The sequence below is a fragment of the Oscillatoria salina IIICB1 genome (assembly GCF_020144665.1).
Lineage (GTDB): Bacteria > Cyanobacteriota > Cyanobacteriia > Cyanobacteriales > SIO1D9 > IIICB1.
The window spans coordinates 1-14,079 of sequence record NZ_JAAHBQ010000058.1; the positions used below are offsets into that span (position 1 = coordinate 1).

16 protein-coding genes and 1 tRNA gene are annotated in these 14,079 nt (G+C 42.7%); 2 read left to right on the forward strand and 15 right to left on the reverse strand.

Annotated features, from left to right (window positions below; translation table 11 throughout):
• Nucleotides 1-28 precede the first annotated feature (28 nt).
• The 14 genes from G3T18_RS17260 to G3T18_RS17325 all read right to left on the reverse strand — a co-directional run bounded on the left by G3T18_RS17260 (nucleotide 29) and on the right by G3T18_RS17325 (nucleotide 9,051).
• Nucleotides 29-1,348: an aminopeptidase P N-terminal domain-containing protein gene (locus tag G3T18_RS17260; RefSeq protein ID WP_224411858.1), complete on the reverse strand. Its 1,320-nt coding sequence runs from the start codon at nucleotides 1,346-1,348 to the stop codon at nucleotides 29-31.
• Nucleotides 1,349-1,683: 335 nt separating this feature from the next.
• Nucleotides 1,684-2,457, reverse strand: a complete 774-nt coding sequence (locus tag G3T18_RS17265) for an MBL fold metallo-hydrolase (protein WP_224411822.1) — start codon at nucleotides 2,455-2,457, stop codon at nucleotides 1,684-1,686.
• 48 nt (nucleotides 2,458-2,505) lie between these two features.
• The gene (locus G3T18_RS17270; protein ID WP_224411823.1) at nucleotides 2,506-3,117 is read right to left on the reverse strand and encodes an anthranilate synthase component II; all 612 of its coding nucleotides are present in this window, start codon (nucleotides 3,115-3,117) and stop codon (nucleotides 2,506-2,508) included.
• A 19-nt stretch (nucleotides 3,118-3,136) separates the two neighbouring features.
• On the reverse strand, nucleotides 3,137-3,658 hold the full coding sequence (locus G3T18_RS17275) for a diacylglycerol kinase family protein (protein ID WP_318013998.1): 522 nt from the start codon (nucleotides 3,656-3,658) through the stop codon (nucleotides 3,137-3,139).
• Between the two features lie 65 nt (nucleotides 3,659-3,723).
• Nucleotides 3,724-4,245 (reverse strand): rRNA maturation RNase YbeY, encoded by a 522-nt coding sequence (ybeY, locus tag G3T18_RS17280; protein ID WP_224411824.1) that lies wholly within the window; start codon nucleotides 4,243-4,245, stop codon nucleotides 3,724-3,726.
• An 11-nt stretch (nucleotides 4,246-4,256) separates the two neighbouring features.
• A complete protein-coding gene (locus tag G3T18_RS17285; protein WP_224411825.1) occupies nucleotides 4,257-4,442 on the reverse strand; it encodes a DUF3285 domain-containing protein in 186 nt (61 codons plus the stop codon).
• 61 nt (nucleotides 4,443-4,503) lie between these two features.
• Nucleotides 4,504-5,614 (reverse strand): peptide chain release factor 2 gene (prfB, locus tag G3T18_RS17290; protein ID WP_224411826.1). Its coding sequence is split into 2 segments (ribosomal slippage): nucleotides 4,504-5,541 and nucleotides 5,543-5,614, totalling 1,110 coding nucleotides; the frame shifts between segments, so codons are not numbered across the junction.
• Between the two features lie 50 nt (nucleotides 5,615-5,664).
• Nucleotides 5,665-6,000 (reverse strand): XisI protein, encoded by a 336-nt coding sequence (locus tag G3T18_RS17295; protein ID WP_224411827.1) that lies wholly within the window; start codon nucleotides 5,998-6,000, stop codon nucleotides 5,665-5,667.
• Nucleotides 5,988-6,404 (reverse strand): XisH family protein, encoded by a 417-nt coding sequence (locus G3T18_RS17300; RefSeq protein WP_224411828.1) that lies wholly within the window; start codon nucleotides 6,402-6,404, stop codon nucleotides 5,988-5,990. The genes G3T18_RS17295 and G3T18_RS17300 overlap by 13 nt, the downstream gene beginning before the upstream one ends.
• 51 nt (nucleotides 6,405-6,455) lie before the next feature.
• Nucleotides 6,456-7,034, reverse strand: coding sequence for a Uma2 family endonuclease (locus G3T18_RS17305; protein ID WP_224411829.1), 579 nt, complete (start codon nucleotides 7,032-7,034; stop codon nucleotides 6,456-6,458).
• Between the two features lie 109 nt (nucleotides 7,035-7,143).
• Nucleotides 7,144-7,226, reverse strand: a tRNA-Leu gene (locus G3T18_RS17310).
• Complete coding sequence (locus tag G3T18_RS17315) at nucleotides 7,205-8,080, reverse strand: M48 family metallopeptidase (RefSeq protein WP_224411830.1); 876 nt, start codon at nucleotides 8,078-8,080, stop codon at nucleotides 7,205-7,207. Before G3T18_RS17315 ends, G3T18_RS17310 begins: the two co-directional genes overlap by 22 nt.
• 130 nt (nucleotides 8,081-8,210) lie before the next feature.
• Nucleotides 8,211-8,639, reverse strand: a complete 429-nt coding sequence (locus G3T18_RS17320; protein WP_224411831.1) for a tetratricopeptide repeat protein — start codon at nucleotides 8,637-8,639, stop codon at nucleotides 8,211-8,213.
• A 52-nt stretch (nucleotides 8,640-8,691) separates the two neighbouring features.
• Nucleotides 8,692-9,051 (reverse strand): iron-sulfur cluster assembly accessory protein, encoded by a 360-nt coding sequence (locus tag G3T18_RS17325; RefSeq protein ID WP_224411832.1) that lies wholly within the window; start codon nucleotides 9,049-9,051, stop codon nucleotides 8,692-8,694.
• 190 nt (nucleotides 9,052-9,241) lie between these two features.
• Here G3T18_RS17325 and G3T18_RS17330 point away from each other — a divergent pair, with 190 nt between their 5' ends.
• A complete protein-coding gene (locus tag G3T18_RS17330) occupies nucleotides 9,242-9,685 on the forward strand; it encodes a zinc ribbon domain-containing protein (RefSeq protein WP_224411833.1) in 444 nt (147 codons plus the stop codon).
• Between the two features lie 150 nt (nucleotides 9,686-9,835).
• Complete coding sequence (locus tag G3T18_RS17335) at nucleotides 9,836-11,488, forward strand: DUF6930 domain-containing protein (protein WP_224411834.1); 1,653 nt, start codon at nucleotides 9,836-9,838, stop codon at nucleotides 11,486-11,488.
• A gap of 135 nt (nucleotides 11,489-11,623) precedes the next feature.
• Here the strand turns inward: G3T18_RS17335 and G3T18_RS17340 are convergent, their stop codons facing one another.
• Complete coding sequence (locus G3T18_RS17340; protein ID WP_224411835.1) at nucleotides 11,624-13,993, reverse strand: caspase family protein; 2,370 nt, start codon at nucleotides 13,991-13,993, stop codon at nucleotides 11,624-11,626.
• Nucleotides 13,994-14,079: the final 86 nt, after the last annotated feature.

Here is a 14,079-nt window from a genome sequence, read left to right on the forward strand (position 1 = left end):
CTGGGGGAGAGGTTAGAAAAACAATCATCTACCTTTCCATAGCAGCAACAGACTTCGGAACAGCCGCCGTCAAAACTTCATTCCCGCTATTAGTAACCAAAACATCATCTTCAATTCTAATTCCAATTCCGCGCCAACGTTCGGGAACTTCCGGCTGTCCTTCCACTGGTTTAATATTCGGACCAATATAAATCCCCGGTTCCACTGTCAAAATATTCCCAGGTTGCAAAATATACCAATCTTCTTCATTATATTTATATCCGCCCGAATCATGGACATCTAAACCTAACCAATGTCCGGTACGGTGCATATAAAATGGCTTATATTTCTCTTCTTCAATAATTTCTTCAATGTCGCCGACTAAAAGCCCTAATTCCATCAATCCTTCCACCAAAACCCGCACGGCGGTATCATGAAAAAGATTGTAAGGATTACCAGGTTTTACTTGTTCAATTGCTTGTTGTTGCGCGTCTAAAACTAATTCGTAGATAATCTTTTGTTCGGTAGTAAATTTTCCACCCACGGGGAAAGTCCGCGTAATATCACCGTTATAATAACCGTAGGAACAACCAGCATCAATTAACAATAAATCTCCGTCTTGGAGTTGGCGATTATTCTCAATGTAGTGCAGGATACAGGAATTTACGCCGGAAGCGACGATAGTAGGATAGGCTGGTCCGATCGCGCCTTTTAAGCGAAAGGTATGTTCGATTTCCGCTTGGATTTCGTATTCGTAGCGTCCGGGCTGGCTAAATGCAAAGGCGCGGTTTTGTGCTTCGGCGGAAATGGCGGTTGCGTGGCGGATAAATTCAATCTCGGTGGGGCTTTTTACTTGCCGCAAGGGGTGTAAAATCGTGTTCGTGGACTCTAGTACCATTGGTCCAATTCCGTGCTTCTGGTAGCCTCTCATCAGCATTTGCCAGTGTCGGAGAATAGTAGCATTGAATTGGCGATCTCTTCCTAAATGATAATAAATTTTCTCGGCTTTTTGTAAATATTGTGGTAGTTTTTCGTCAAGTTCATCGATCGGATAAACTTCATCCGCGCCTAATTGTTCTTTTGCTGCTTCGACTCCTAAAAGATAACCCGTCCAAGTCTCTTTTTCGGGATTTTTCGGCTGCACAAATAAGACGAAATTATGTTCTTCGTGGTGAGGTGCAAACACAGCGACTGCTTCGGCTTCGTTGAAACCAGTTAAGTAATAAAAGTCGCTATCTTGACGAAAAATGTATTCGACATCGTTGTGCATTACCGCAGTTGGTGCGCTACGAAAAATAGCTGTTCCGTTGCCGATTTTTGACATTAATTTTTCGCGACGTTGGCGGTATTCTGCTGGTTCGATTTGCATTTTTCCTGGTAATTTGTTGGTGGTTAGTTGTTTCTTGTGTAGAGATTTTGTAGGCAATGTCTCTACAGGATTATGGAATTTAGGTAAGATTTATATGTTTTCTCTATTGTGATTTTAGCGCGACTAAAGTCGCAACTACGAACTTAGTTGATTTGTTTTTATTGGGATTGAGAATGATGGTTTTTTTGGCATTTTTTTGCTGGAGGTTTGGGTTTGGGCGCGACTAAAGTCGCGACTACGAACTTAGTTGATTTGTTTTTATTGGGATTGAGAATGATGGTTTTTTTGGCATTTTTTTGCTGGAGGTTTGGGTTTGGGCGCGACTACGAACTTGGTTAAAAGTTGTAAGAAAAGACGCGAATTTCTGTTCCTGAATTTGGTAAATCTTGAGAAGTAATTGTAATTTTATCTTTCTCAAGTCGCTTAACTGGCATTCCTTCAGTTAACTGCAAAAATTCGTCAACGGGAGCAATATTACAAGCGGTTTCATCGGCGGCTGCGGTACGATAATGGGTAGGAACAACGATTTTGGGACTCAAAACTTGCATTGCTTGTTTGGCTTCTCTAGCATCGTAAGCTTTTGGTCCTCCACCCACAGGAATTAAGGCGAGATCGGGCGTTCCCATGAGGATTTTTTGTTCGATTTCGATGGGTGCGGCGGCACCTCCCATGTGTAAGATGTCCACTCCGCCTTGCTTCCAGCGCCAAGCAACGTTTGTTCCAAAGCGTAGTCCTTGTTGGCGATCGTGGGCAATTCCTATTCCTTGAAATTGGACATCTTTGAGTCGGTAAACACCTGGTTCAAAGAGGATTTTTGGGTTTCCTGGTAAGTTCTCAGCCGCACCTTCATCTAACATTTGACTGCTGATTAATACTAAGTCTACTTCGGGACGAGGTAAACGATAACCTGCGGTACAACCAAGGGTGCGAAATGGATTAACTAAAATGCGTAAATCGCTACCAGTAAATAAGAAACAGGTGTGTCCTAACCATTCGACGGTGAGGGCGTTATCAGTTTGGGCTTGGACAATTTTAAAGGGATTAAAAGCGGTGGCTGTTGCTGTTAACAAACTTGCTCCCGCGTAGCGCATTAGCTGTCGCCGTTTCATTATGCTTTAGTAATTTGTGATTGGTTATTTGTTACTGGGGAATGTCAATTAATTAATTTGATTACATTCCGAGGAAAGAGATAAGAGAAAGTTCCGCAATAGCTGTTTTCCAGCATTGGTAAGAATGCTTTCTGGATGAAATTGGACTCCTTGGATGTGCGGATAGTTCCTGTGTCTAACTCCCATAATCGTACCATCTTCAACCCAAGCGGTTATTTCGAGTATGTCGGGAAGGCTATCTTTATCGATGACTAAACTATGATAGCGAGTGGCGGTGAAGGGACTGTCAAGCCCTTGGAAAACGCCCAGATTGTTATGATACACTTCTGAGGTTTTGCCGTGCATTAATACGGGTGCTGAGATAATTTTGCCACCAAAAATTTGTCCGATGCTTTGATGTCCTAAACAGACTCCTAAAATTGGTATACTAGAACCAAGTTTAGCGATTAACTCTAGGGAAATTCCGGCATCTTCGGGACGACCGGGTCCGGGGGAAATGACGATCGCCTCGGGTTGTAATTGCTGAATTTTGTCAATGTCAATTTGGTCGTTGCGGTAAACTTGAATATCGCGCGCAACTGGGATTTCAGTTGCTAGTTCTCCCAAATATTGGACTAAGTTATAGGTGAAGCTGTCGTAATTGTCAATAACTAGGATCATCCACTAATCTCCTAGGGAACTAGAATATTAGTGTAACCATCGGCGGTATTAAAAGCCACCCTCCGACAAAAACGGCAGCGATCGCGGCAATTAATACTGCACCTGCGGCACAATCTTTGGCTACTTTGGCTAGTTCGTGGTATTTTTGTCCTACTGTCAGGTCTACTACTGATTCGATCGCGGTGTTTAATAATTCTAAGGTCATCACCAGAGCGATCGTTAATCCCAAGACTCCCATTTCCGCAGGATTGAGATGCAAAAATATGCCTAGAGTGATTACGACAATTGCTACACAAGTGTGAATCCGAAAGTTACGCTGGGTAACGAAGGTGTAATAAACTCCTGCCCAAGCATATTTAAAACTAATTAGCAGATTTGGGGCAATCTGCCAAGCTAATTCGCGCTTTATTCGTGACTTTTGCTCGCTTCGATTCAATGGCTGCGGCTCAATTTTTTCTGGCATTGAGGGTATACTTAAAGGTAATATACCACCAGAAGATATTATTTTTTCTGCTCCAGCCAAGTTTAAATTTAATCTCATTTTCAAAGTCCAGTCAAGACTACATTTAAGTATATTTATTAACCTCTATAGCTCAGATCGTAAATTTACCGATCGCTACGAACAATTCCCACAATTTCCAGTAGTTTCTCTTGTTCGCTCAGCATCTGATTTAAACTTGCTTCATCGGGATGATCCCAACCGAGTAGATGCAATAAACCATGACTGGCTAACCAAGCAATTTCGGTTTCGAGGGAATGTCCTTGCTGTTGAGCTTGTTTTTGCGCGGTTTCCACCGAGATAACTATATCTCCTAAATAGAGAGGTTCGCGAGCAAGCTCTGCTGCTAAGGCTTGAGGAAAGTTTACCTCAAGTGTGGCAAATGCTAATACATCGGTTGGTTGATTTTTTTGCCGATACTGAGCGTTGAGCTGCTGAATTTCGCGATCGCTACTCAAACGTAAGCTTAGTTCATAACTTTCTGCTTTTGGTAACTCGCTATTTCTTTTTTCTAACCATTTTTGCAGCCACTCTTGACATTTGGACTCATTTATGATATATAGCTCGTCAACAAAATGATTTTGCAGGTTAACTTCGACGGAGATTTTCTCGACTGGAGAAAAAGACATAAGTTATTGTTTTAGCGAGTAAGATAAGAAATACCAATAAAAAAAGCAAGCAAGGCGATCGTAGTTAGGAAAAAATGTTTTAGTGAGGTACCCCGCTTGCGTACCATGTTTCGCATTGCTAGTTTCGTGTAACTTGGTGCAGCTTCGGTATTTGTTTGAGTTTCTGAATTTTGAGTTTCGGTAGATAAATTGCTCATAAAAACGAGATGAAGATTGTCTGTTGAGATTAATGTAACAGTTTATTGCCAAAGTGGTAGCTCAAACTAATTGAGTTTCTTGACGCAGGTAAGCTTCGATAAACGGATCGAGATTACCATCCATGACATCATCAACCGCCGAAGTTTCCTGATTAGTACGCAAATCCTTAACCATTTGATAAGGATGAAAAACGTAGTTGCGAATTTGATTACCCCAAGCAGCTTCAACAATATCACCGCGAATTTCCGTGATTTCTTGAGCTCGTTGCTCAAGAGCAACCACAAGTAACTTAGCTTTCAGTAAAGCGAGGGCTTTTTCCTTATTTTGCAGTTGCGATCGCTCCTCAGTACAGCGTACAGCGATCCCGGTCGGAATGTGAACAATTCTTACGGCTGTCTCGACTTTATTGACATTTTGTCCGCCTTTACCACCAGCGCGAGAAGTTGTAATTTCCAAATCTCGATCGGGAATATCAAGCGCGATCGCCTCATTATTTAAAAGTGGCATTATTTCGACTCCAGCGAAACTGGTCTGCCGTTTACCGTTAGCATTAAAAGGAGAAATACGGACGAGTCGGTGAGTTCCTTTTTCACCTTTCAGGTAGCCATAAGCATAACGTCCGACAATTTCCAAAGTTACCGATTTGATTCCCGCTTCATCACCTTCGGACATTTCCGCGATGCGAACCTGATAACCTTGTTTTTCCCCCCAACGAGTATACATTCGCAGTAACATTTCCGCCCAATCTTGAGCATCAGTACCACCAGCACCCGCATTAATCGTCAAGACTGCTCCTTTAGCATCGTAAGGAGCCGAGAGCAGTTGTTGCAACTCCCAACGGTCTAATTCCTGATTTAGCTTATGGATATTCGTTGACGCTTCTTCCAGCAAAGCTGCATCAGTATCCAACTCCAAAAGTTCGGCGATCGCCGCAGTATCCTCCAGATTACTACACCACTGTTGATACTGTTCCCAACTCGATTTCAACTCATTGAGTTCTTGAAGCGTAGTTTGGGCAGTTTCCTGATTATCCCAAAAATCCGGTTGTGCCGCTAAATTTTCTAAATCTGTAATTTTCGCTTGTAAAGCAGGTAAGTCAAAGATAGTCCTGGGTTTTCCCCAGGCGAACCGACAAAGTTTCAACTTCCCGTCTAATATCTGTTGTTTCCATCTTTTTTACTACGAAGCTATTGATTAGTTAGTTACCATTTCTGATTTTAGCTAATTCACAGCAAATTCTGTATGAGGACGAATTTCGGGAGGATGGAAACCAAGGACAATCTGATTTTTGGGAATACCTGCGGCAACTAAGTCGTTAGCGATGCCATCTTCTGTACCGTCTCGATGAATCCAAATTTTCTCATGCAAAATTTCAATATGAACCAGACAACCATGTACCCGTTTTTCGTTATTCCAGCCTAAAGTAATCAAAAGATAATTATTGTCATCTTTACTGATTATGAAACGCCTTTCTAAATCGCCATAAGAATAAGGAATATTGTAATATTCCCGCAAAACACTTTCAATTATTTGGCGATGTTCATTTAATCTATCCATTGCACAATTTCCTCCGTTTTTGGCTGAAAAATAAGCAAATTTAAGTTGTTTTTTCTTAAAATTAGATTACCAATGGGTTCTGAAAAAATATCTTGAAAGGTTTTTTGAGTAATAGCTAAATATAAACGTCTCTCAACTTCAGTTTCTTCTAAGATGTTTTGGTAAACAATGTATTGTCCAACTGCTTTTTCTAAATCGTTCATTTGAGAAGCACCAGTGAAACTTTTAATTTCAACAGCTATTTTTTGTTCTCTTTTCTGAGCAGCGATTAGTTTTTTTGCACCCAAATCAACAAATAAATCCTTCTTTCCGTACTCTATAGTTAAGGGATCGTTAGTAATTGTCCAGCCGTCTTTGATGAGAGCTTTTTTTACAGGATCGTGGTAAATATCTTTAGCAGGCATCTATAACACTTTCTACGTCTTTAATTAACTAACCTATAGCCGGATATCTTTTCATCTCCAAACAACCTGTAAATCAAGGACAAAACCTGGTAATACTTCTTCTCCAGATAAACTCATAGGTGACTCTAAAACCTCAACATCTTGATTTTGTCGATAAATTTCTACCCGTTGATTTTTCGCATCAATTAACCACCCCAAACGCAAACCATTAGCTAAATATTCCTGCATTTTTTGGCGTAAAGGTTTCATGTTGTCACTTTTTGAACGCAATTCTAGGGCAAAATCAGGACAAAGAGGAGGGAAAGTTTCTTGTTGTTCTGATGTTAAAGTATCCCATCTTTCTTGACTCACCCAAGCAGCATCAGGAGAACGATTTGCACCGTTGGGAAGCCGAAACGCTGTCGAAGAATTAAACGCAACTCCTAAACCTGTTTGATGATTCCAAAACCAAAGTTGTCCTTCGATTTCAATATTTCGTTTTCCCGTATTTCCCCCAGTAGGTGGCATAATAATTAATTCTCCTGTAGCTGTAAGTTCGAGTCGTACATCTCGATTAGCAATAGCAAGTTGTTCAAACTGTTCTTGAGTTACTCTCAGAGTTTGGGGGATAATAACTGGAATTATGTTCATCGTTATTTGCTATATTTGCTACAGAGGGGTTTTCTGGGAAAACAATGAATAAATTTTAACCCCTCACTCGAAAGTAAGGGGTTGATATCTCAATTTTAATTGAATTTAGTGGGCAGAGAGAGACTCGAACTCTCATGACCAGTGGCCGCTACATTTTGAGTGTAGTGCGTCTACCAATTTCGCCATCCGCCCTTGGTGTCAACTTTACCATTATAACTTGTTTCTCGTTGATTTAGCAAGTGCTGATAAGATTGAGAGCTTGCCCAGCGATCGATTTCTCGCGCCCGGAGTACGGGGACGGGATGACTCAACTGGGCTGTTTGTGCGGATTTGAGCATTTCGCCGAGTTCAGTTGAGTCGATCGCGTCGTAAGCCCTAGCTTGGTCGATAAAGGCATCGAGGTTTAACATGGGGGCGAGGGTGGGGGAACCGCCTGCAAGTTTCATTAATACTGACATGACGACTCTTGGTTCTTGTATGGCAAGTAAAGCGGCGCGATCGCAGCTAAATTCTGCACATCTTACCCACTCTAACATCTGTGTTTGTAAGCTTTGAGCGATTACTGCACCCCAGGCGGGTAATAAACTTGCACCTAAAACGATTAAGTTGGCTAAAGTTAGGTAGACTCCATGTTCGCATTTCAGATGTCCCAATTCGTGGGCGATTACTGCTTGGATTTCTTCTGGGGTTAAAATCTCAATTAGCGAGGTATGCAAAACGATAAATGGTTGTTTTCCTCGCATCGCAAAAGTGTAAGCGTTAGGAACTGGATGCTGTTGCACGTAGAGTTGAGGTGGTTCGAGGTCGAGAATTCGACAAGCTTCTAACAGCAGTTTGTGAATATGTGGTAGCTGCTTTTCGCTGACTAAAACGCTCGAAGCAATATTATTCAGGTAAAAAAATTGTTCTCCTACAGACCCTAGTAAAGTACGCACCGCCAAATCTAACCCTGGCAACTGTTTCAACGCGGTGGTAGCTTGCAAGTCCAGGGGATGGCGAAATTCGTTTGCTTTCAGACCGATTAATTGTACTTTGGAAAATTCCATTTATAGTATCGATAATTTAGAAATTTCAAGGCGATCGCTAGGGCGAGCGCACAATCTTTACTTTCCTTAGTATATCGTCTTCCAGACAATTTCCTTCTCTATACATAAAATTTTCTTTTTGTCAAGGAAATTATTCTGACTCACCGAACAACCACTTTTCAACTTTTTTTAAGCTTTTCCAATCAGATTTACGGTTAAAGCCATCTTGAATATTTTCTTGCAAATCGCTACGGACTTGGGGATCGAGAGAAGCCATTTGCTGTGCCACTTCAATATGTTCTCGGACACCTTTTTTGCCAGTTTCCAGCATTGCCAGCACCAAATTAACGCGAGCTTGGGGGGCATTAGCATCGAGTTTAACAGCCTTTTGAGCCGCTTTCAGAGCCAAATCAGCTCGTTCAGTCAGGAGATAAAGCCAAGCTAGAGAACTCCAAGCTGCGGACATTTTCGGAGAGCGATCGCAAATTTCCTGAAAAACCGGAATCAAACTTTCCGCATCTTCACCAGCTTGATAACGTTCAAAACCACTTTCAAATAAATTCGTAACAGTATCAGTCATTTTCTTTTTTGACAGCCAAATAAGAGGGGAACAGTTCCCCTCCAACCTTTTATTAAACACCAAAAGACTTACCGCAACCGCAAGTTTGGTTAGCGTTAGGATTAGTAAATTGGAAACCGCCACCAATGAGAGAATTACTGTAATCCAAACTCAGACCGTAAAGATACAGCAAACTCTTAGGATCGCAGACAATTTTAAAGCCATCGTAATCAAAGACCTCATCATCATCGCGAATCTGGCTAGGATCTTCAAAATCCATCAGGTAAGACATACCCGAACAACCGCCATTGCGGACACCAACGCGCAAACAAAGATCTTGTCCGCCTTGTTGTTCTTTCAGCATCAGAACGTGCTTCAGGGCATTTTCCGTAAGTTGAATACCTTTTTGGGGAGTAGAAGTTGCTTGTGTCATCTTATTTATGAGTGACTCCTAATGGGAAATGGTTTCTTACTTACTTAATAATGTTAGCGTTGCCATTCACATCCACATCAATCAGTCTACACCCGACCAGTCACGAACAAACCTAGTGTGAAATCCTCCCAAACCAAATCAAAGATTATTGACATCTACCATCTTAGACTTCTTGTAATAGAATATCGTCATGATTCTAAATTACACCTACCGAATCTATCCCGACAGCCAACAAACCCAACTGCTTGAGAAGTGGTTGGAAACGTTGCGGGTATCTTACAACTATGCGTTGCGGGAAATCAAAGATGGGATGGCTTCGCGTAAGTGTCCCATTGATGCGGGGTTTGGGCAATTTCGGTCTATCCTCAAGTTTGTCGGCAAGAAACGAGGTTTATTTGTTGGAGAAGTAGACCACAAAGGAACTTCTCCGACTTGCCCCAATTGCCCGATCGCGGTAAAGAAAGAACTCTCTGAACGGCTACATTCCTATCCCGAATGTCAGGCTCGAGTAGACCGTGATGTGGCGGCTGCTCAAGAAATCTGTAATCGTGGAAGAGAAACGTATCGAGGGACTCTGGAAAAGCAAGAAATCGGCTCTCAGCGTCGAGGTGTCGGGGGCTATGTGCCTCGATAACTAGCGTAGAGGAGCAATACCCAATCGTGAGGTTGGGAAGCCAACACTCTAATCAGAGAATTGAGTGTTGGAGGATGTCACATTAGGATAACAAGTACAGGATATAAATCCCAAAGCCTTTTTCTACTCAACTGATTTTGAGCTGCTACTATGACTGCCTTTTCTACGACTACACAGCGTCGTCTTAAGAAACTCCCGCAAATTCCCAGCGTTTGGGAAGGCGATCGCCGTCCTTTGTCGGGAATAGCGGAAAACCTCGATCCCGATAGTGAAGATAAAGGAGAATGTATTGTCTGGTTAGATGGCTCCGAAGGGGTAGTCAGGGGGATGGAAGTTGTTTCTCCGGAAATGGGACCCGAAGCGATCGTCCGCACATTGCTGCGAGCAATGGAAAATCCCCAAACACCTGCAATCCCAGCACGTCCGCGCAAAATTGTCGTTCGCGATCGCGAAATTCAGTTTTTTTTGCGGGGAGCTTTACAAAATTTAGATATTAGCATTGATTACGTTCGCGAACTACCTGTCATCGACGAATTTTTTCGCGGTTTCTCAGAAATCACTAGCCACAGACCTCCGGCTTTACCACCAAAATACGCTGAGATAATGTTCCAAGTTGCCGAAGGCATTTGGTTTGCCGCACCTTGGGAATTACTGGCAGATTATCATATTTTGTCAATCGAAATTCAGCCGAGCGATCGGGACTCGCGACAATGGGACATCAAAAAACTTTACGCTTGTGTAATGGGAATGCTGGGCAAAGAATACGGAGTTCTATTGTATCGTTCAGAAGAATCGCTCAAACAATTTCGCGCCGCAGCCGCGACAGAAGAATCAATCGAAAGATTAGAAAAAGCATTTTTAGCCCAAGATTGTTGGTTTTTGAACTTCGAGTCTGTAGACAATGATTTCGACCCAGAAGACGAAGATTTTGACTTAGCCGAACTAGAAGAATCAGAAATTCATCCCTTCTTTGGCAGCGTACATCCTTATGAAGGAATGCGACCATTTCTCGACGAAGAAGAAGCGATCGCCGTTTATGTCGCCCTCAAAGCCTTACTTAACTTTATCGAAAAATTCCGGCGCCAGTTAGCCAAGAATACAGAAGCAGCGAGATCCAAATCTTTCTCGATTTCACTACCGGGAAAAACTACTGTCACCGTAGAAGTTTCAACTCTACCAGAATTAGCCGACGAACTCTTAGCGATCGGACAAGCAGAAGCCCAAGACTCAGAAATGACCACTTCTGTCACCGTACCGTTACAAGATGACTTGATTCCAGAAGATTCTTTTCGTAGTTTAGGGGTCATGCCTTGGGACGCGATCGAAAGCGTCAGAAATAATAATAAAAAATACTATCAATCTTTGGGAGCTTCTCGCCAAGGAGAAGGAATGCCGATCGTCTTAATTCAAACTTCTCGTCCCAAAGCCAAACTTCTCAGCGAAAAAATCCAAGCTGAAGGAGGCTTAAAAGCAATTTGCTTCAACCCAGGAGAAGATCCTTTTACAGATATGAACTACGATCTGGGCATTTTGCAAACTGGTAAAGGCAATTTATTTTTGTTTGGCGAGTTTATTGGCGACGATCCTACTCATCTTGAAGCCCGCAAGCAATGGGATCGTCGCTGTCTACAAACTCAAGGTTACTGTGGTTTAGTGATTGCTAGTGGGCTAACAGGAGCGGCTCGTGGCAATCCTCAACTGCGCGACACGATCGCTTTATTTGAAGCCAAAGCCATCTCAGCCGAAGAGTTGGGTATGGGTGTGCTTCAGTTGATGCCGATGTTAGATTTTGAGTTAGATTAATCGGGGATTGGGGATTGGGTTCAGTTATCAGTGAACAGTTAGCAGTGAACAGTTATCAGTGAACAGTTATCAGTTATCAGTTTATCTTCCCAATCCCCACCTCCCCAGTCCCCACCTCCCCAGTCCCCAATACCTCTAAACCGCTAAATAGAAAAAGCTCAGAGTTGCCCAAGCATTAACATCAAAAGCATAAATATCCGTAGCCGAACCGATCGCCTCAGCCGGAACTGCACTAGCTGCGTGCAAATCTTGCATCATTGCTCGTGCTACTTGTAAAGGGTTAGATAAATCAATAATGCGCTCTCCTTCTCCTCGACGAGGAGGACGACTTTCACCGATCGCTGATAAGGTGCGATTAAAGGGGGATTTACTAAAGACAAGCTGGATTTCAGCTAAACCTGCCGGACCGGGAACCGCTAATTTAAAGGAAGCAGAAGGTCGTGGAATCACAATCTTTTCTCCTGGAGGAATGACTGTATTAATCAATTTTGGTTTAATTGTCGTACTATCTTCGCTACTACTTTCGGGCGAATAAAGCCCAATTGCATTACCCCCAGAATCAATTCCCATCAGCATCATATAAACCGGGATCTCGCTAATATTTTCTAATTGAAATTGAATCTGACTACCAATAGGGATTGAAGGTAATAATTCTTGAGTCTCCCAAGCTTGACTATTTGCCTCTAATAATTCCTCAGCTTGCTCCGACTCGATCGTCAGTGAAGCTCTTAAGCTAGGATCTCGCCTGGTTTCTCGACGAATTAATTCGACATTTTCACTGTTAACTCTAATCAAGCTTGCTCTGACTCCCAACCGAGATGAGGCTTCATTGGCAGTTAAACGTAACAGTTTGGCTGCTAGCAAGGTTTGTAATTTCGGCACTAAACGATCTACTGCTGATTTAACTGCTTCTGTATCCGATCCTGCCGTATTTGGGATCGAAACTCCACCAACCGTGTACAAGCCATAACCTTTTTTCGGTAGAGGTTCAGCCCCATTTTTTTTAGCAGTTTTAGTAACCGTGTTAGCGCGACCAAACAAACAATCAGCAGATTGCTCCCCGGCGGTTACGACTGAAGAAACCAAATCAATATTAGCAAAAGCACTGGTGGCATCTACTCGCTCAATACGTTCCATAGCTGAACCTAAAGCTACTGTCAAGCCAATGTTGCGGGGCAATACTCGTATTGCTTCTTGCAGCAGTTGCCCGTTTTGCAGTTGATAGCCTTCAGGAATTGTTTTTTCTACCAATTTGGCTTTGGCTGTCAAACCAGTGCGAGAACTAAGTTGTAATTCTACGCTGGGGATCTCAGCTTCGGTTTCTGTAACTGTTGGTACGATGAGGAAGCGAGATGAACTTCCGTAGTATTGCATAACTTTTGCTGGCAGTCCGCCTAAATGTAGTTTTGCCGTTTTGCCATCTTCTTCTACCTTGGTGATTACTGCTTCCGCACCCATTTCTTGAGTTGGCGGCAAGTAATAAGTAAGTATCGCAGGATCGTTACTATTTTTTCCTGCTAGTTGCGGTTGTTGCTGAGTTCCGATAATACGTTCGATGACTTCCGAGGCACGTTGGAGAGTAATATAAACCGTGCTTGCTGGCGTTACTTGCCAGAGATACTGAGTTAAAGCATAAGTGAATAAGCCAGCGCTAAAACCATCTAATTCTGCTTCTGTTGCTAATTGATTGTTTCTCGCAGCTTTTAAGATAATGCCAGGAATTCGAGCGAAAATGTTTTTACTTTGAAGCTGTGTCTCGGAAAAATTAAGTTCTGCGAGGAGTTTTGCCTGGAAAGCTAATTCTGCCTCAGAAGGTTGGGCTGCGGGTGGTTTGGGGCAAGAACGCACGCGCAGGTTGCCTAGGAGAGTTTTACCACTTCCGGTATAGCTAGTATCGAGGATCGTGGTCAGCTTTTCTGTAGCTAGCGATCGCGCTAGTAAAAATAAGCTTTCTTCAAGTAAGTCGTCTACTTGTCCGTTACTCTTGGCAGCAATACCATCTACTGGTACGAGACTATTAGCGAGGATTTCGGTATTTTCTGGTTGTTCCTCGTTTAATTTTTGCTCGCTTCCAGGACTTTTGATTTTGACTTGGTTTCCATAGCCACTGAAGTGAAAAACTACGACATCATTTGCTTTTGCTTGTTTCCCCAGATGTTCGCGAAACGCGGTTTCGATCTCCTCCCTGGTTGCTTGCTGGTTGGTCAAAGTCAAAATATCGCTGGGATGAAAACCAAAGCGATGAATTAACAATTCTCTTTGCAGTTCTACGTCAGTCAAACAACCGCGAAGATTGTTACTGCTGGGATATTCGTTGATTCCCACTAAAAGAGCTAACTTGCGGGCATCAGGCTGTGTTAAATTTCGCAAATACTCTAACACAGAGGGTGCTGCCCAGCTAGCTTTACTCGAAAATAAAAGCCCTGTTTCGCTTATTCCTAGCGTTAGCAGCGCTAAAGTTGCTCGTTGCAAAAAAGTCCGGCGATCGAGTCCCATATCAGCCATCCGCTATCAGACATCAGCTATCAGCCTACCAGGAATGGTTAATTGTCAGTTACCAGTTTTCCTCTTAATCTCTGGTAGAAACGTTA